This is a genomic window from Lewinellaceae bacterium (assembly GCA_020636105.1).
In the GTDB taxonomy this organism is placed as follows: Bacteria; Bacteroidota; Bacteroidia; order Chitinophagales; family Saprospiraceae; genus BCD1.
The window spans coordinates 1,932,968-1,952,006 of the sequence record JACJYL010000002.1 but is presented as its reverse complement, the minus strand read 5'-3'; the positions used below and the strand labels follow the sequence as shown (position 1 = coordinate 1,952,006).

Below are 19,039 nucleotides of genomic sequence, written 5' to 3'. Positions count from 1 at the left end.
GAAATTCGGGATGACTCATATTTGCGGTTCTGTAATACTATTCCTCCAACAACCGCTCCAATCTCACAAGCCTGGCCTCCAACGCTTCCGCCTTCTTTTTTTGGGCTTCCAGCTCAGCGTTGAGTGCTTCAATCTGTGTCTGTTGCTCCTGGATGGCTTTGATGGCCAGGATGCTGAAACCTGCATAATTTACCGCATGGATGCCTTCCGAGCGTTTATCTTCACTGACGGTGACAAGCTCTGGGAACAATTGCTGAACATCCTGGGCGATGAAGCCGATGGATTGCTTTTGCCCGGGGTTGTTGTCTTTGTATTGATAACGTGAAGCTTTCAATTGCATCACCTGATCGAGCACATTCCCAATTGGGTTAATATTTTGTTTCAGGTTACGATCAGAAACGGAGTAGTATTCGCCGGAAGTACCGTCAAATTCTCCACGGAAATAACCATTGGAAAACAGGCTGAGGTTATGGTTGGGATTATCTACCGCGTAAATCTCCCAATTGTTTGAGGTGCCGGCACGTTCGATGAGCAAACCGTAATCTTCGTGAACGAGAGCCATCATATATCCTGCAGGGCTGCCCGGACTTTCTCCGATGGCAATCCCCGAGGTACGCATTTCGATTTCTCCCAATCCAAAACCGTCGGGAGAGGTGGAGGCGATCCTGTTATAAGGCGAAGCAGCATCTATACTAAGACTGTACTGACTGTTGCCGACTTCGATAGCGCCTCCGGTATTATCGCCCACGGTGATAGCAGGAATGCTCCAGCCGGTGCCAATGTTTTGGCCCACTACCAGGGATTGGTCAGGATTAGTATTGCCGATGCCGACAAAACCATCACCGAGAATGGTCAGGTGGTCCTGACCGGCATAACCGTCCTGTTTGAACTGGAAACTGAGTTTTGAGCTATAATCTGAACTGCCAGCATAACCGCCGATCGACCATTTTTTATTACCATTGAAGGTGTTTTTGAAATCCAGGCGTGCGTAATCGTTGGCTTCTTCCCGGAGTAACAGGGTAGGATCTGAAGGGGTAGAATTATGGTAAATTTCCATCCGCCCGTCGGCTTCATCTGTCCCGATGCCCACCCTGCCTGCTCCCGTTTGCAGTGCCAGGTTGTTATCATTATCATTTTCAAAGAAACCTCCGGCACCCTCGCCTAAGGAAGTTCCTGAAACACCTGATCCCGAGCCTTCCGTGATGCCAGCCAGCGCCGAGTAGCCATTCGCAGTATTCGACAGGTAGAAATAACCGGCTTCCCAATCACTATCATCGTTGTACACCTCAAGGGCAGCGTAAGGTGTTGTGGTGTTAATGCCTACATTGCCGCTTGGATAATCTATGCCTGAGTCATTTTCTGACCAGAGGCTGGACGCTTCGTCTGTTGGCAATTCCACGCTTCCACCACCATTGGAAAGCGAAAGGATGTTGGCATTTAAACTCAGTTGCTGTAGTTCATTTTGGGGGTTTGAATCGGCATCGGTAACGTCATCTACAAAAGAGCCGCCGCCATTGGAAAGGGTCACTGTATTGCCGGATTTACTGAGGGTCTGAATTTCGTTATATGGATTGGCATCCGCATCCGTAACACCATCCTGGAGGATTGATAAATCCACGCTTCCTCCATCATCGGACAAGGTCAGAATAGAGCCGTCCAGCGAGAGGTTTTGTAGCTCGTTCAACGGATTGGCATCGGCATCTGTTCCTCCGGTGGGAATAGATATAGTATTTCCGTTGGACAAAGAAAGTTCGTTGGTCGTAATATCAAAAGATAAGGTTTGAAGTTCGTTTTCAGGGTCGGCATCCGCATCCGTTACGCCGTCCTGCAAAACAGATAAATCAACTGTATTGCCATGTTCAATGATCAGGTTGGTGCCCGAAACGGTCAATGTCTGGTTATCCATATCCTCAGGCAGGGTCACAAAACCACCGCCGTTGGAAAGGATTAAGGCATTACCATTCAAAGAAAGGCTTTGGATTTCATTCTCGGGGTCGGTATCATAATCGGTTTCTCCGTCGCCTGATTCACGGGCATACAGGGCGTAGGGTACAGAGAGTAACTGGCTCACGCCCATGTCCAAATAGTTGGTGCCGCCGGAAGGATCCATTTCCACCTTTAAGTAATAAGAATGAGAGGCCCAGTCAACAGCGTCAAAAATTCCGGTCAAAACAGTACCTTTTCCAATATTCAGCGTAAAAACACCCAGGTCGCTCGTGGTGACAAGGTGGCGTTCGGAGAAATCAGTGATCCCGAATTCGCTATTGCGCAATAAACTTATCCGAAGACTCAAAGTCGTACTCAGGTAGGGGTTGTTGTTCGCATCTCTCGCAACCGCCTGGTAGTTGAAAGCCTGAGGAGACTGTGCCTGAATAAAGGAAAGAAAAAAGAAAAACAGTGCGGAAATAGTGAATAGCTTTTTCATAACTTTTTGGTTTAGATATTTTTAAACAGGGTGATGGTTTAGCCGTGGATGGTGGCTGTAATTTTTGCTTGAAGTCAATTACTTTGTTTGTTGATTTTGAAGGATTTGATCATCCTGCCGTGGTAAAGTACAGAAAATAGATAGAGCCCGTTTGGGTAGGGCGCCAGGTCAAAGTCGGCTTCATAAGTATCGATGGAAGTTGAAAACAGTGTCTGTCCAAGCAGATTGGTGACCATCACGCTCACCGGCGTTGCCGTAGGATTTTCAAGTATTAACCATCCTGCTGTGGGGTTTGGGAATAGATTGAGATCAATGGAAGGTTTCAAATCCCAAACAGGAGTGATAAAAAGGTCATAATACATTTGATGGAAACCCTGACCCAGAGTGAGGTCATTTTCATAAGCTTCAACCGCAACTTCCCCAACGGTCCAGTGGAGATTCTCTCCCGAGGAGGCCATTTGATGGTTGCCTGCAGATCCGATGACCGTTTGAGAAAGACTTTGTGCCTGTAGTGTAAATACCGGGGGCAGCAAAAAAAGAATCAGTAATAGGTTTTTAGTAAAATGTGACATTTTGAGCGCGGTTTTGGTGAATTATTAAGTTGGCCGTAAATCGATTTTACGTATTGCTTTTGTCTAATGATCGTTAATATCGGCAAAGGTTTATTGCTTTTCATTTTTTTAAAATTTCATTAGGATTGTTTAACGGTTTTTAACGGAAAGGATCGATCTTGGCTTGAAAATGAAAGGAAAACCTGTTGACGGGCGTCTTGAAAATTCAGGTCCTTTTGGTACCATGTGCACCCACCGCGTCAGGTTGTCCACGGTTGACGAAGTCGACGGAGAGTTGATCGGATGGCTCAGGGAGGCTTATGATATGGCAATATAAATTGAACATAAACATTTTTAAATTTACCCCTTTAAGACAGACATATTTTCAATGAAGATTAATACATGTTTATGAAAATCCCGCATGTCGTGGGTTAAGAACAAATTGGTTATATTTGTGTTGAGATCGCTTGCTTCATTTTCAAAGCATCAATAAATTGTTTACAATGAAATATATAACCGTTTTATGTTTAGTTTTTTTCTGTTTGGGCTGTAACGAGCAGGATCGTTTGATGCAAAAGTTACATGACCAGCAGGAGATGGATCCGACTCAGATTGTGCTGGTGGATACATTTGATATTGATTGCATTGTTGATGAAGAGAAGTATTTGTCCGTGGCGGATTACCCTCCCGTTTTCATAGGGGAATTGTCCAAAACCATCCAGCTGGATCACCGTTCGGAATTTGAATCCTATTACGATTATTCCTGGGATCGGTTTAAGGTTCCTGATCTTTTCTGCCTGGGAGTGCTTGTAGATACCACCAGAATCATTCCCAATTCAAACCCATATACTATTGGCTCTCAGCCGATACAGGTCGCAGAAGGTGCTTCCTGGAAACGCCCGGGCTATTGTGCCTACCCGGTATTCATTAAAAATCTAACCACGGATACCCTTTCTATAGGTTATGGCCAGTTTATTCCAATCATTTTGGAGGCATTGGACAGCACAGGCACCTGGCAGCCTCTGCAGTTGAGTTATGTTTACGACTGTGGGCACGGGCTGAATGAAATTTTCCTGCCGCCCTTTAATACCGTGATCACTTCCTGTAGGATTTATGAAGGAAATTACGAAACGACCTTCCGGTTGAAAGTCGGATTTGACTGGTTCAATTATTCCAATCAATTTTCAGGAAGCATGAATTATGGGCAGTTCGAGCTGAAGAAACTCAATTAAGGAGGAATTCATAAAGCCCCTTCACTTTATGAATTCGACAGAAGGAAATATGACCGGGCCATTCGGGAAGGCCTTAGTTCGGGGTGGTAAATGATTTTTTATCTTTGTAAAATTATTCTAAATTTGCCGCACACCCTTTAAATTTTGATCATTGCCGGCCTTGAAATTACTGACAAGATGACGGAATAGATGTGTTTCAGCTTTTTCCGATGAAAATATTCAGATTATTTTACTAATAAATTATTGCGAATGATGTCAAGGATGTTTAGAAACGGCCTTTGTTTTTTTTCAGGGTTAATGTTAATATTTGTTTTTTCCTGCGAAAAGCCTTCAGAAGAATGGAAAACGGAAATTGACGACACACAATTTTTGATCCACTCGGTCACCCAGCTTACGGATGTGTTGATACACGATATTTTTTCACCTCCGGTAGCCAGCAGGGTTTATGCTTACCCTTCCATCGCGGCTTACGAATGTGCCCGGTATCTCGACGGAAACTATAAAACCCTTGCGCGGCAACTCAATGGCCTCGAATCTTTGCCTGTTCCTGACACGACAAAAGAATATGCCTATCAGGTATCGGCCCTTTATGCTTTTCACCTGGTCGGTAAAAAACTCATATTTTCAGAAGAGTTGATGACCGATTTCCTGGCCACACAGGATTCTGTCCTCCTGGAAATAGGAATTCCCGACGCCGTTTATAATCGCTCCAGGGCATTTGGTGAAGCAATGGCTCAGGCCATCCTGGCCTGGGCGGATAAGGACAATTATAAAGAAACCCGGTCGGCTCCGAAATATACCGTCAGAAAGGATCCTGCCAGGTGGATCCCTACGCCCCCGGCTTATATAGAAGGCATTGAACCGGATTGGAGGAACATCAGACCTTTTGTACTGGATTCGGCCCAGCAATTTAAACCGCCCGTGCCAACGGAATTCAATAGCCAGAAAGGTTCCCGGTTTTATGAGGAAACTATGGAAGTATACAATGCTGTGGCCAAAGGGGAGCCTGAACACGTTGAGATCGCCAAATTCTGGGACTGCAACCCTTATGTGGTTAATGTGACGGGCCACGTCATGCTGGCCACAAAAAAGATTACGCCGGGTGGCCACTGGATGGAAATTGTTTCCATTGCCAATACAAAGGCGAATGCCAATTTTGTCAAAGCATCGGAAGCTTATGCCCTAACGGCCATTTCCCTGGCAGATGCTTTTATTTCCTGTTGGGATGAAAAGTATCGCTCCAATGTGGTGCGCCCTGAAACAGTGATCAATGAATACATAGATGAAAAATGGAAGCCATTGCTGCAGACACCTCCTTTTCCGGAATATACCAGCGGGCACTCTGTTATTTCACGATCGGCCGCCGTATGTCTTACCCATATTTATGGGGATGATTTTTCATTTCACGATGACTCGGAAATGAAATTCGGGCTGCCGGCACGTGATTTCATTTCTTTCTTCGCCGCATCCGAAGAAGCTGCCGTTTCCAGGTTGTATGGCGGTATTCACTACCGACCGGCCATCGAATTTGGGATTAAGCAGGGAGAAAAAATTGGCTTATATATTGCTGAAACCGTACATACACACTGACCCAAACGTTGAATGACGGAATAAAAAAAAGGCAACGGGAATTTTCCCGTTGCCTTTTTTTATTCCTGTTAAAGTTACGATCAGAAAATCAACAGGATGACAACCACTATCGCCAAAAGAAACAAGGCCTGCACCCTGTAGTTTTTGTACCAGGGCAGATCCTTGAGCTGCGCGGTTTCATCTTTCAATTCCTGTGGTGTCCATACCACCTGTGCCAGTTCTTCATCAGGCTTGTGTTGGCCGAAATAACTTGCCACCAAGAGTGCGGCTGAACAAATCAGGAAATGGAAGAAAGCCACATAAAGGAAATTACCCAGATGCAAATCGATATTGGCAATGTTGGAACCAATCAGTACAGCGGTGATGGTGGTGCCTACGATTATGGAGGTTATAGCCCCTGTATTGTTGACCTTTTTGAAAAACAGCCCCATCACAAATAAGGCAACGATGGGCGGACAGAACCACGCCAGGGTATTTTGAAGATAGTCCCATAACTTTTCGAATCTTCCGATCTGGGGAGCCCAGGCGATGGCAATGGCCATAATAAGAGTGGTTACGATCCGCCCGATATTCATAAGTTGTTTCGAACTGAGATTCGGCTTGAGTCTTGTGACAAAGTCCATTGTGATTAAAGTGGAAACGGAGTTCAGCCCCGAGTCTAGGCTTGACATCATGGCCGCGATCAACCCGGCCAGGACGATGCCCAGCAAGCCAGTAGGCAAAAGGTCGAACAACATGGTCGGATAGATCATATCCATTTCGGTCATGTCAGGGTACAATACCCTGGCAAAGGCTCCCGGGAAGATCATGATGAACAGAATGCTCAATTTCAAAAAACCGGCAAACATAGCCCCCCACTGCCCTTGCCGGAGGTTTTTAGAGGCCAGGGTTCTCTGGGTGATGTACTGGTTGGTTCCCCAGAAATAAAAACCCAGCAGCAACACTCCGGTAAAAACAGAAGGCCAGGGCATATTCGGATCATTGGCAGGTTTCATGATGTTAAAATGTTCCTGTTCGGTTACCGCGTAAACCGCATCCCAGCCGCCCACTGCCTTGAAAGCAAACCAGGTAATCAGCGTGGATCCAAAAATCAGAATCACCGCCTGAACAGCATCCGTGTACATAACCGAACTCAAGCCACCTGTGATGGTATAAACACCCGCTACGAGGGCGAGTCCTACAATGATCTCCCACAAGGCAAACTGTGGAAATATCAGGTTGACCACCAGCCCGCCAGCGTAAAGAGTGGCTGAAATATCTACCAGGATGTTTAACACGATGGCGATTCCTGAGGCATAGGCTCTCACAATGTAGCTGTATCGCTTTTCAAGATATTCCGGAATGGTAAAAATCTTATTCTTGAGGTAGAATGGAAGGAAAAAAACGGCAAAAATAATGAGTACAAGGACTGCGATCCATTCATAACTGTAAACGGAAAATCCGTCTTTATAGCCGGCTCCTGCCAGTCCTACCAGGCTGTTGCTGGACATGTTGGACGCAAAAAGGGAGAACCCGATGATGGGCCAGGTAAGGCTTCGCCCGGCAAGAAAATAATCTTCAGCGTCCTCGTGTTTATTGCCAAAGTAGAATCCCAGGATGATAATGGCGACCAGGTAAAAAAGAATGATCCCTGAGTCAATTGCGGTTAGGTTAAAATTCATGCCGGTAATTTTGTTTTGAAGTGTTTATTGTTTAAAGTTGGACAATATAGTATAAATAGCGTTGATGTCCATATTAAATTTCAAATTTACAGCAAATCGCTTAGTTTAATTTCTTTCTATACAACCTGGCTTCCCATGGTTGAAGAGACGTTTTGACAGGGTCGTAATTGGACAAGATCAAGGAGCCGGGGGCAGATGAAAGGGCTGCCCCATTTTCATGGTCACTAAAGTTCAGCACGATGGTGTACTGCTCTTCCTTGGCTGTTCTTTGGTAAATGAAGAGATCATTGGCTCCTTCGGATAAATCCTCGAAAGTTCCATAAACGAGGGTTTCATTGCCCTTACGTAGCGACAGGAGTTTTTGGTAAAAGAAATAAATGGAATGTTCGTCGCGCAATTCTTTTTCAACGTTGATTTCCGTGTAATTAGGATTGACGTCAATCCAGGGCGTGCCGGTGGTAAATCCTCCGTGGCTTGCATCAGACCACTGCATGGGGGTTCTCACGTTGTCCCGGCCGTTGGCATTGGCGAGGCGAAGGAATTCAGATTCAGGCATCCCGTTTTTTAGCAGAGCCTTGTGAAAGTTGAGTGTTTCAACATCTCGAAAATCGTCAATCGAACCGAATTGGACATTGGTCATCCCGATTTCACTGCCCTGGTATATGCAAGGGGTGCCTCGCATGGTTAAAACGAGCATGGCCAATAGTTTGGCGCTTTCCACCCTGTATTGTTGGTCGTTTCCAAACCTCGAAACCATGCGTGGAAAATCGTGATTATCCAGAAATATACTGATCCACCCCGAAGCGCCCATGGCATCGTACCATTCTTTGAAGACCTTTTTTACGGCCTTCAGGTCATAAGGCTCCTGGTCAAATCTTCCACCGGGACCGAACCCGAGGAACATATGGTCAAGATGAAAGATCATATCGAGTTCCCCTCTGTCGTGACCCACGTACTGGAGTCCCTGGGTTTTGGAAATGCCGGGACCTTCTCCAAGGGTCATTACATCATAATGGCTGAGGACTTTGTCATACATCTCCCGAATGAATTCATGGACACGCGGGCCATTGGAATAAATATGTTTGATGGTATCCACAAAATTTTCGTAGGGAGTATCGTCAAAATCCAGCCGTTTGGAGATCAGCGAAATGACATCCATCCTGAAGCCGTCAATGCCTTTATCGAGCCAAAACCTGACAATGTCAAAAACTTCGGCCCTGACGACCGGGTTTTCCCAGTTGAGGTCGGGTTGCTTTTGCGTAAACAGGTGAAGAAAATACTCGTCGGTTTGTTCGTCGTATTTCCAGGCGCTTCCCTCAAAAAAGGAAGTCCAGTTGTTTGGAGGTCCTCCGTTCTTGCCCTTTTTCCAGATGTAAAAATCGCGATAGGGATTGTCCTTGGATTGTCGGGATTCCTGGAACCATTTGTGTTCATCGGAGCTGTGGTTGACCACCAGGTCCATGATGAGTTTCATTCCTTTTTCATGGAGAGAAGTCAGCAAACGGTCAAAATCAGCCATGGTGCCGAATTCCGGATGAATATCCCTGTAATCACTTACATCGTAGCCATTATCATCGTTAGGGGAAGGATAAACAGGACCGAGCCAAATGATGTCTACCCCGAGATCTTTGAGGTAATCGAGCTTTTCGATAATGCCGGGAATATCTCCGATGCCGTCCCCGTTGCTATCCTTGAAACTGCGTGGATAAATCTGGTAAATAACCTGTTCCTTCCACCATTTAGGGTAAAATATCATCCTTTTTTTAGTTTTGCAAGTAAGTCAAATAAACCGGTTTCCCGGGATCAGGAATTTTGAAAAGAAAACATTTGGGGTTGGCTTTTACAGGAATATTTTTGAGTTAGGAGCGGCTAAAGTAATTTTTTTTTTCAATTATTGCAAATTAGGTGCTTGAATTTAATTGACGACAAGAACCGGACCCATTCCGGTGGAAATGGTTTCCAGCCGTCTAAGGTCAGGCCTTTTTGCAGGGGGCCGGTTTTGTGATTCCGGCACTTGCCATTTATCTTTTCTGAAAAAATGAAACCTGAAGAAGCAAATTTAAACAGATCCTAATTCAACTAATTTGGTGGAAACCACCAGGTTGGAATAATCGCTTTTGGAGGGTTTGTCGATCCAGTCAAGTAAAAGTTTGCATGCATTTCTTCCCATTTTGCTCCCTGAATCTTTTACATGGCTGATTAAAGGATGAGTCAAATAAGGGTAAACGCCATCACTTATGGAAACAATAGATATTTCTTCAGGGATAGACAATCCCAGGCTATTGATGTGGTACATGCTTTTGGCAAGTATTTCGTCCGACATCGCAAAAAGGGCTGTAATTTGTTTGTTGTGATTCAGTATCGGGGGAAGAATAAAATCCAAATCCTCGCTTTTGTCCACAGAAATAATGTTTTCTTTCATGACAGGTATATTATTCGCTTTCAACGCTTTCTCATACCCTTTAATCCTATCCTGCGAAATGACATAATTAGGACTGCCAAACACACCCAAAATATTCCGGTGACCTTTATTAATTAAATAGGAAGTAGCGATAAAGCTTGCTTCTGTACTATCGATGGTTACGGTTGGATAGGTTTCATTTTCCAGGGTTTTATCCAGCAATACACATTTTATATCGGCTTTGGTCAGCGGGTCGAGGTGTTTGAGATTGTAAGTATCTTTGGCCAGGGCAAGGAGTACGCCTTCCACCGCCCAGCCCAGACATTGTTTTATGACCTCCTTTTCTTTGGAATAACTGTTATTCGTCAGGAAAATAATGAGAGAATATTTAGAATGGTCAATGGTTTTATTGATGCCTTTAATCAGATTGGGGGTAAAAAACATATTGATCTCCGGTAAAATAAGAGCGATCAACCCTGAATGTTGTTTCCTGAAAAATTGTGCATGAACATTTGTGGTGTAGTTGAACTCTTCTGCCACACTCCTTACCCTGGTCTTGGTGGCACGGCTGATGTCAGGATGATCAGAGAGTGCCCTGGAGACCGTAGAGGTTGAAATATTCAACATTTTGGCCAAATCTTTTATGGTTACTCTTTTCATTTGCGAAAGGTAAGATTTTTTTATTAATTATTCACAACAATCAATCCCGCAAACGTTTGCGGGATTTTTGTGTTTTTGCGGTTAAAAAAAAAAGTATATTATTGTAATTGGAAAATTTCCCTTGAAAGGTTTGATGTTTGGATAATTTGACTAAATTTGGACTTTAGAACAACAAAGCCACTTCATTTCGAAATTTTATTTCAAAAAAATACGAGACGCGTAATTAAAGTCGGCATTGCTACTCCAAATTTAACGTAGCTATTTCGTGTTATTTATGCTCGAATCCAAATTTTGTTTCGAATTATTTTAACACTGCAAAAAAGCAACGAAGAATTTTTTTGTCAGGTTTGAATTTTTTTAAGTTTGCGCCAAATCTATAGAGTTAAAATTACGCTTTAAACAAAAATATTATTCACAAAACTATTTAAACGGTATGAAAATGTACATTACCAAGTTTCATTTTTTATTGATTCTGATGGTGGTAAGTTTTTCTGCGTTCGGACAAAGAACCATTTCGGGTACGGTTACCGATGCAGATAACAAGGAACCACTTTTCGGAGCCAATATCCTGATCAAAGGACTTGATACGGGAACCATCACGGATTTTGACGGAAAGTATTCCCTTGAGGTTCCTGCGGGGTCTGACGTTTTGGTCTTCTCTTACACAGGATACAATTCTCAGGAAGTTACCATCGGCAGTTCCAATGTCGTGGATGTAATGCTTTCCGGGGGACAGTTGCTCGATGAGATCGTCGTCATCGGATATGGATCTGTCAGAAAAAGCGATTTGACGGGATCGGTATCCAAAGTTGGAGAAGAAGATTTCAACAAAGGAGCCATTTCTTCTCCTCAGCAATTATTGGAAGGCAGGACTTCCGGGGTACAGATTGTAGGGAACAGTGGCGCGCCGGGAGCGGCGACAAAGATCAACATCAGGGGGACTTCATCTATTCGATCCGGTAACGATCCGCTCATCGTAGTGGACGGAATCCAGTTGGACAACAGAAGTGCTGAGCCGGGTGGAGATGTCACCAGCCTCGGTAGATCACAAGGCTCTAACCCATTCGCCTTTATTGACCCTAATGAAATTGCTTCTATCGAAGTGTTGAAAGATGCTTCCGCAACAGCTATCTACGGATCTCGAGGTGCCAACGGGGTAATCCTGATCACCACTAAAAAAGGGAGAACCGGTAAACCTTCAATTGAATACAATGTTCAGCAGGGATTAAGCACCATTCTGAAAAGGCCTGATTACCTTTCAGGAGATGCTTACCGCGACGCTTTGAAAGCAGAAAATCTAAGTTCAACTAATGATTACGGTGACAACGTCGACGGGCTGGATGCCATTTTGCAATCAGGTTATACCAACTCTCACTCCCTGAGTGTGAATGGCGGCGGTGACGATTACAGTTATCGTGTATTCGGTAGCGTATTTGACCAGACCGGTATTATCGTTGGTTCAGGACTTAGAAAATACACAGGAGGGGTCAAGTCATCTTTTGATGCTTTTGACAACAAACGGTTGACCTTTGATTTCGGCCTGACTGCTTCTAATGTCATACAGGATGATGCGGCCATATCTGATGATTCCGGTTACGAAGGTTCATTGATCGGTGCTGCCTTGCAGTGGAACCCGACCAAGGCTTTGAAAAAAGCAGACGGCAGCTATGACCAGGATGTTTTGGAAAATAGGAACCCACTGGCTTTGAATGACTACATCAATGACCAGACTAACATCACTCGCGTAATCGCTAATGTGGCGGCTACCCTTAAGCTTGTTGAAGGATTGAACTATAAGTTTAGCGTCAGTCTGGATAATGCCAGAGGGGAGCGCAGAGTTTCTGCCAATCCTTTATTGAACCTTAACGGGATTGTAGGTCGTGGCCAGGCAATCGTAGGGAACAACCAGCTCGGTAGTGTACAGTACACTCATACTTTGAATTACCAGAAAGACATCACTTCAGGATTTTCATTGAATTTGCTGGGGGGATATGAGTATTTGAAATATACCAACAGAGGTACTAATATTTTTGTTACCGATTTAGCGCCTAATTCTAACCTCGATTATACTGATATTCTCGAATCGGCCAGTAATACCGACCAGAGAGTGGAAGCCTTCCATGATCCGGATATCGAATTGCAGTCTTATTTTGCGAGAGGTATTTTCAATTTTTCCGACAAATATCTCGTCACAGCAACCATTCGTGCGGATGGATCCAGCAAATTCGGTGTAGACAACCAATACGGTATCTTTCCCTCATTTGCAGCAGCGTGGAATATTCACAACGAAGCTTTTGCACCGGATGCATTTGATAACCTGAAATTGAGATTGGGATGGGGTGTTACCGGAAACCAGGAATTCCCTGCCGGTGCTGCCCAGGAATACTATACTTATGAAAACGGTAACCTGACTCAGCGTAACAACCCTAACTCAGGGTTGAAGTGGGAGTCCAGTAAACAGCTTAACGTTGGTTTGGATTTTGCCATCATGGATTACAAAATCACAGGTACATTGGATTACTTCAACAAATCAACCGAAGACCTCATCCTTTTCGTACCATTGGCACAGCCAAATCCAAGTACAGAAGGTAGAATTTACAGGAATGTGGACGGTACCATCCAAAACAGCGGTATCGAGTTGGGCTTGAATTTTGCTCTTGTTGAAAAAGAAAACCTGAGATGGAACCTTAGCCTGAACGGAACTTATCTGTCCAACAAAGTAGAGGGTTTCGGAACAGCGATCAATACCGGAGCCATCAACGGCCAGGGTCTTACCGGGGCATTTTCACAAAGAATTGCTGACGGCCAGTCTTTGTTTGCATATTATCTGCCTGTTTGGAATGGCATCAACAGTGAAGGACTATCTGTTTATGAAGACCCTGTGAATGGGGGAGAAACCCTTATTGCTACCGTTTCTTCTGTAAAGCAATTTGTAGGGGATCCGCTTCCGGACGTCCTGTTTGGTCTTTCTACTGACCTTCAGATCGGTAACTTTGACGTAGTCATGAATATCAGTGGTGCTTTGGGTTATCAGGTTTACAACAATACAGCGAATGCGGTATTCGTAAAAGGTAATATTGCTAGCGGAAGAAATATCACTTCAGACCTCGTAGGCAATGGGGAAAGCATCAACAACTCTTACCCTGCTTCCACCAGATACCTCGAAGACGGCGATCACCTGCGTTTGTCAAACCTGACGGTGGGTTATACATTTGAAAATCTTCCTGGTTTCCTTAAAGGTGCAAGATTGTCCCTCACCGGTCAGAACTTGTTGATTCTTACAGGGTATTCCGGATTCGATCCTGTTGTGAATACCAACAAAGCCATTGAAGGTATTCCTTCTTTTGGTATTGAATACACTCCTTATCCAACGGCTCGTACCATTTTGGCGGGGCTGAGTGTTAAATTTTAATTATAAAAATTATAAAAACTATTAAAATGAAAGTTTTTAAAATCATAGGTACATTTAGCTTTTTCAGCTTTGTCCTCCTGATGAGTTCCTGTACGGACTTAAAGGAGGAAATCAAAGATGGGGTTGTGCCGGAAGCCGGAACGGTTGATGTTCAGGCGCTGTTGGATGATGCCTATCTTACGCTTCAGACATTCCAGACCCAGGATCAGATATGGGCACTCCAGCAACACTCTTCTGATGAAACCATGGGCCCTACAAGGGGTACTGACTGGGATGATAACGGTATTTGGAGAACCCTCCATGATCATACATGGGATCCTGAGCACAACTTTAACAGGTTTGCTTTTAACAGCATGGGAAGAGGGTTGTACTTGTCCAATAATATATTGGCTTTCAGCCCATCCCAGGAGCAGGAAATGGCCGCAAGATTTCTGCGTGCCTTTTATATGTACACTTTTATTGATAACTGGGGACAAGTGCCTACCCGGGTACCCGGAGAAGACATTGCCAGAACGGATCCAACTGTTATGACCAGCGCTGAAGCTACCAACTATGTCATTTCCGAACTGGAGTCAATTCTTACCAACCTTCCGGATGGTGTTCCCGCTTATCAGGCCAGCAAGAATGCTGCCAGAGCACTGTTGGCTAAAATGTACCTCAATAAGGGCGTTTGGACTGACGACGACAGGATCGATCCTTCTTTCGCTGCTGCGGATATGAACAAAGTGATCGAATACTGTGACCAGATCATCAATTCTGGAGCTTATCAGTTGGCTGTTGATTATTGGGATAATTTCCGTCCAGACAATGATCAGGTTTCTACCGAGCTTATCTTTACTTCCCGTAACCAGGGGGGCATACAAACGGGTAATGTTCAGTCTAGGTGGCATTCTAGCATGCACTACAACCAAAACCCTAGTGGATGGAACGGTTTTTGTACCATTGCTGAATTCTATGACAAATTTCAAGACCCTAATGATGTGAGGCTTTCTTATACTGCTCCTGAATTGGCGGGCATTTCTGGTGCTAAAATGGGTTTCCAGGTAGGTCAGCAGTATGATAAGGACGGAAATCCTCTGCAAGACAGAAGAAACCATCCTTTGATTTTTACGGAAGATGTATCCATTTTCGAAACCAGTGATTTCCTTGAAGTGACCGGAATTCGTCCGGTAAAATATGTTCCTGACTTTGATAACCTGAGTTTGCCGGACAATGACTATGTCTTGTTGCGCTATGCAGATGTACTACTGATGAAAGCTGAAGCTATCGCCAGAGGTGGTTCGGCTACTGGTGGACAAACTGCTGCAAGCATTGTCAATGATATCAGGACAAAACGTGGAACTACTGCAAATTCTACCGGAAGCCTGACAGAAATCTATGATGAAAGAGGATTCGAATTGTGGTGGGAAGGTTTCAGAAGACAGGACCAGATTCGTTTTGGTACTTTCCTCGACGCCTGGGATGAAAAACCTGCCTCAGAGCCGTTTCGGGTTTTGTTCCCGATTCCTGCTGTGGAACTGTCCGCAAATCCGAATATCAAGCAGAATCCTGGATATTAATATCGAGATGTTAAAAAACGATCAATATATTATATTTTAGAGTTAGAAAATCAGAGGGAGGTATCATTACCTCCCTCTTTTTTTTTAAATTTATCTTTTTAGGGCAATCTATAAAAAGTAATGAAAAAAATTTTATCCTTTTCCGCTTTTTTGCTTTTGCTGTCCTGTAATCAACAGGACAGGCCAACAGGCGATGTTTTATTCTCTTCCATTCCCGAAAATCAATCCGGAGTTCATTTCATCAATAAGGTAGAAAATAACAAAGATCTCAATATTTTTACCTATCGTAATTTTTATAACGGTGGAGGGGTGGCTATCGGAGACGTCAATAACGATGGCTTATCCGATATCTATTTTACCTCTAACATGGGGGAAAATAAATTATACCTCAACAAAGGCGACTTGACCTTTGAAGACATTACTGAAAAGGCAGGAGTCGGTGCCGCCAATAAATGGAGTACCGGGGTAGTCCTCGTGGACCTCAACCATGACGGCTTCCTCGATATTTACGTTTGCAACGCAGGATACGTGTCCGGGCAGGATCAGAAAAACCTGTTATTCATCAATAATCAGGATCTGACCTTTACCGATAAGGCTGCCGAATATGGCCTGGATGATAACGGTTATACCACCCATGCCGCTTTTCTCGATTATGATAAAGACGGGGACCTTGACGTGTACCTCCTCAATAACAGCTTTATTCCTACCAATACGCTGAATTATTCCAATAAAAGGGAATTGGCCGCCAAAGACTGGCCCGTGAAGGATTTCCTCAAAGGGGGAGGAGATAAATTCCTCCGAAATGACAATGGTGTCTTTGTGGATGTTTCCGATGAAGCGGGCATTTACCAGAGCCTTATCGGTTTTGGTCTTGGGGTTACCGTTGGCGACATCAACAATGACGGTTACGATGATCTGTATATCTCCAATGACTTTTTTGAAAAAGACTATTTTTACCTCAACCAGCAGGACGGGACTTTTAAGGAGTCTATGGAAAATTATTTTAGCCACATTTCCCATTCGTCAATGGGTGCGGATCTGAGGGACATCAATAATGACGGATTGCTGGATCTCTACGTTACCGATATGTTGCCCAAGGATGATTACAGGCTTAAAACGACGGCATCTTTCGACGATATCAACCTGCGCCGCCTGAAACTGGAAAAAGGATTTTATAACCAGTACATGCACAACACCCTTCAGATCAATAAAGGAAAGAAATTCAAGGAAGTCGCCTTTAATGCCGGCGTGGCAGCATCCGACTGGTCGTGGGGCGCCCTGATGTTCGATGCGGATAATGATCAGTACACCGATATTTTTGTTTGCAACGGCATCTATCATGATGTGATAGACCTTGATTTTATGGACTTTTTCGCCAACGACCTGATGCAGCAAATGGTGCTCACCGGAGTAAAGGAAGATATGAACAATGTCATTGATAAAATGCCTTCCCACCCGCTGGCAAACATGGCTTTCAGAAATTTATCAGGATACCGCTTTGAGGATGTTTCCAAAGCATGGGGATTTGACAAGGAGACCTTCTCGAACGGGGCAGCCTATGGTGACCTCGACAACGATGGCGACTTTGATCTGGTCATCAACAATGTGAACCAGCCGGCTCTGATTTACAGGAACAATACGAAAAATAAATCTCTTAAAATAAAACTCGAAGGGGAATCGCCCAATACCATGGCGGTAGGCACAAAGGTCTACCTGCACACCAGTACGGGACTTCAATACCAGCAGGTTAATCCCACCCGCGGGTTCCAGTCTTCCGTTGACAATCATATGATCTTTGGATTGGGAGAAGGGGCCTTGATCGATTCCCTGGTTGTTGTATGGCCAGACAATCGATCCAGCGTGTTACATCCCACTCCCGATGGGGAGACCATCGTGATCTCAGCTGCAGATGTAGGAACAGCCCGGAAACAGGAAGCTTTGAGCCCGGGCATGTTCACCCGTGTGGACAACCAGTTCGTTCCTCACGCGGAGGATGATTATGTGGATTATTATTACGAAAGGGGACTGTACAGGTTGTTGTCAAAAGAAGGGCCGAAGGCCGCTGTTGCTGATGTGAATGGCGATGGAAGGGAAGACATTTTTATCTGTGGCGCTTCTGAACAACCGGGAAAGATTTATTTTCAAACCTCCGAAGGATTTTCGGAAAGCGCTCAGCCTGTTCTTGAAAAACACCTTAAGTATGAAGATACGGCCTGTCGCTTTTTTGATGCAGACAACGACGGAGACCAGGATCTCATCGTTGGTTCCGGAGGCAATCACCTGCAACCCAATGATGTGCTGCTTAGAGACCGGTTGTATATCAATGACGGGAAAGGTCATTTCGAGCTCAGTACCGGATTTTCTCCCCAAATAAGTATGAATACCTCGGAAGTTCTGTCTCATGATTATGACGGAGACGGAGACCAGGATCTTTTCATTTTCTCAAGATCGGTTCCCGGGCATTATGGTTATGCCCCGGTGCATTTTATTTTCCAGAATGATGGCTCCGGGCAGTTTACCGAAGTCTCGGAAGCCCTTGCCAACCATTTTAAAGGAGTGAGCATGGTTACAGATGGCATTTTTACGAATCTTACCGGAGATGACCGCGAAGAGCTTATCCTCGTGGGAGACTGGGATCACCCGAGGGTTTTTGCTTTCGATGGAAGTGTTTATAAAGAGGCCACAACAAATTTGTCGGAATATTACGGATGGTATTATAATGTGGCTGCCGCCGACCTGGACAATGACGGCGATCAGGATCTGATCCTGGGCAATCATGGATCCAACAGTTACCTCCATGCCACCAAAGATGCCTCCATTTCGCTTTGGATCAACGATTTTGACGATAACGGAACCGTGGATAAAATTTTAACTTCACAGATCAATGGCAAGGATATGCCTGTGATGTTGAAAAAGGATATGGCGGATCAGATTTCAGCCATCAAAAAACAATCTATAAAGCATACGGTTTATGCCAACAAATCCATCCAGGAACTTTTCTCGAAATCGTTAATGGAAAAAGCAGGCCGTAAGGATTGTAATTATATGCTTTCTGCCATCGCCTGGAATGATGGCGGGGGAAAGTTCACCCTGCAACCCTTACCTGAAGAAGCCCAGCTGTCTTCCATAAAGGCCATACTGCCCGATGATGTGGACCATGACGGTGACCTGGATCTGCTCATAGGGGGCAATGATTTTAACCTGATCCCCCAGTTTTCAAGACTGGATGCCAGTTTTGGCGGGGTATTGCTCAACGATGGGAACAGGAATTTCCGTTTTGTGGATGAATCGAAAGCCAATCTTTGGGTAGAAGGAGAAATCAAGGATATCCGATCGATCATTTTTGGAAATGAAAAATGGTATTTATTTTTAGTCAATAATGCTGCCCCGGTATTGGTCAAACCAGTTGCCGGTGCGCCTGAGCAATAAAAGAAAAAGGTATGGATCTTAAACTTATGGGTGTAAAGAACGTGCTGACAAACCTTCTTTCGCTCTCTTTGACCGGCAGGCCTTTATGGGATAAAGGATCATTGCCCGGTGTGTTGCTT

Annotated in this window: 11 protein-coding genes; 6 read left to right on the top strand and 5 right to left on the bottom strand. The window is 44.5% G+C overall.

Annotated features, from left to right (window positions below; all coding sequences use genetic code 11):
• Positions 1–37: 37 nt before the first annotated feature.
• Positions 38–2,425, bottom strand: a complete 2,388-nt coding sequence (locus H6571_24775; GenBank protein MCB9326967.1) for a tail fiber domain-containing protein — start codon at positions 2,423–2,425, stop codon at positions 38–40.
• A 74-nt stretch (positions 2,426–2,499) separates the two neighbouring features.
• Positions 2,500–2,997, bottom strand: coding sequence for a T9SS type A sorting domain-containing protein (locus H6571_24770; protein MCB9326966.1), 498 nt, complete (start codon positions 2,995–2,997; stop codon positions 2,500–2,502).
• A 169-nt stretch (positions 2,998–3,166) separates the two neighbouring features.
• On the opposite strand from H6571_24770, the gene H6571_24765 reads away from it, so the two are divergent.
• The 3 genes from H6571_24765 to H6571_24755 all read left to right on the top strand — a co-directional run bounded on the left by H6571_24765 (position 3,167) and on the right by H6571_24755 (position 5,798).
• On the top strand, positions 3,167–3,313 hold the full coding sequence (locus tag H6571_24765) for a hypothetical protein (protein ID MCB9326965.1): 147 nt from the start codon (positions 3,167–3,169) through the stop codon (positions 3,311–3,313).
• Positions 3,314–3,479: 166 nt separating this feature from the next.
• Entirely contained in the window at positions 3,480–4,208 is a 729-nt protein-coding gene (locus H6571_24760) for a hypothetical protein (GenBank protein MCB9326964.1), read from the top strand.
• A gap of 261 nt (positions 4,209–4,469) precedes the next feature.
• Complete coding sequence (locus H6571_24755) at positions 4,470–5,798, top strand: vanadium-dependent haloperoxidase (GenBank protein MCB9326963.1); 1,329 nt, start codon at positions 4,470–4,472, stop codon at positions 5,796–5,798.
• Between the two features lie 80 nt (positions 5,799–5,878).
• Here the strand turns inward: H6571_24755 and H6571_24750 are convergent, their stop codons facing one another.
• The 3 genes from H6571_24750 to H6571_24740 form a co-directional block, all read right to left on the bottom strand.
• Positions 5,879–7,459, bottom strand: coding sequence for a sodium/solute symporter (locus H6571_24750; GenBank protein ID MCB9326962.1), 1,581 nt, complete (start codon positions 7,457–7,459; stop codon positions 5,879–5,881).
• A 100-nt stretch (positions 7,460–7,559) separates the two neighbouring features.
• Entirely contained in the window at positions 7,560–9,215 is a 1,656-nt protein-coding gene (locus H6571_24745) for an alpha-glucosidase (GenBank protein ID MCB9326961.1), read from the bottom strand.
• 303 nt (positions 9,216–9,518) lie between these two features.
• Complete coding sequence (locus H6571_24740) at positions 9,519–10,520, bottom strand: LacI family DNA-binding transcriptional regulator (GenBank protein ID MCB9326960.1); 1,002 nt, start codon at positions 10,518–10,520, stop codon at positions 9,519–9,521.
• A gap of 433 nt (positions 10,521–10,953) precedes the next feature.
• Between H6571_24740 and H6571_24735 the strand changes: the two genes are divergently transcribed.
• From H6571_24735 to H6571_24725, 3 genes are all read left to right on the top strand, one after another.
• Positions 10,954–13,932 carry a SusC/RagA family TonB-linked outer membrane protein gene (locus tag H6571_24735; protein ID MCB9326959.1) on the top strand — a complete coding sequence of 993 codons (2,979 nt, stop codon included), beginning with the start codon at positions 10,954–10,956 and terminating at the stop codon, positions 13,930–13,932.
• A gap of 26 nt (positions 13,933–13,958) precedes the next feature.
• Positions 13,959–15,491 (top strand): RagB/SusD family nutrient uptake outer membrane protein, encoded by a 1,533-nt coding sequence (locus tag H6571_24730; protein ID MCB9326958.1) that lies wholly within the window; start codon positions 13,959–13,961, stop codon positions 15,489–15,491.
• A 120-nt stretch (positions 15,492–15,611) separates the two neighbouring features.
• Positions 15,612–18,920, top strand: a complete 3,309-nt coding sequence (locus tag H6571_24725; protein MCB9326957.1) for a VCBS repeat-containing protein — start codon at positions 15,612–15,614, stop codon at positions 18,918–18,920.
• The last annotated feature ends 119 nt before the right edge of the window (positions 18,921–19,039 follow it).

What these genes read in the sequence shown, in the direction of transcription:
- H6571_24775 (MCB9326967.1), bottom strand. Translation starts at nt 2,425, where the DNA reads ATGAAAAAGCTATTCACTATTTCCGCACTGTTTTTCTTTTTTCTTTCC.
- H6571_24770 (MCB9326966.1), bottom strand. Translation starts at nt 2,997, where the DNA reads ATGTCACATTTTACTAAAAACCTATTACTGATTCTTTTTTTGCTGCCC.
- H6571_24765 (MCB9326965.1), top strand. Translation starts at nt 3,167, where the DNA reads ATGAAAGGAAAACCTGTTGACGGGCGTCTTGAAAATTCAGGTCCTTTT.
- H6571_24760 (MCB9326964.1), top strand. Translation starts at nt 3,480, where the DNA reads ATGAAATATATAACCGTTTTATGTTTAGTTTTTTTCTGTTTGGGCTGT.
- H6571_24755 (MCB9326963.1), top strand. Translation starts at nt 4,470, where the DNA reads ATGTTTAGAAACGGCCTTTGTTTTTTTTCAGGGTTAATGTTAATATTT.
- H6571_24750 (MCB9326962.1), bottom strand. Translation starts at nt 7,459, where the DNA reads ATGAATTTTAACCTAACCGCAATTGACTCAGGGATCATTCTTTTTTAC.
- H6571_24745 (MCB9326961.1), bottom strand. Translation starts at nt 9,215, where the DNA reads ATGATATTTTACCCTAAATGGTGGAAGGAACAGGTTATTTACCAGATT.
- H6571_24740 (MCB9326960.1), bottom strand. Translation starts at nt 10,520, where the DNA reads ATGAAAAGAGTAACCATAAAAGATTTGGCCAAAATGTTGAATATTTCA.
- H6571_24735 (MCB9326959.1), top strand. Translation starts at nt 10,954, where the DNA reads ATGAAAATGTACATTACCAAGTTTCATTTTTTATTGATTCTGATGGTG.
- H6571_24730 (MCB9326958.1), top strand. Translation starts at nt 13,959, where the DNA reads ATGAAAGTTTTTAAAATCATAGGTACATTTAGCTTTTTCAGCTTTGTC.
- H6571_24725 (MCB9326957.1), top strand. Translation starts at nt 15,612, where the DNA reads ATGAAAAAAATTTTATCCTTTTCCGCTTTTTTGCTTTTGCTGTCCTGT.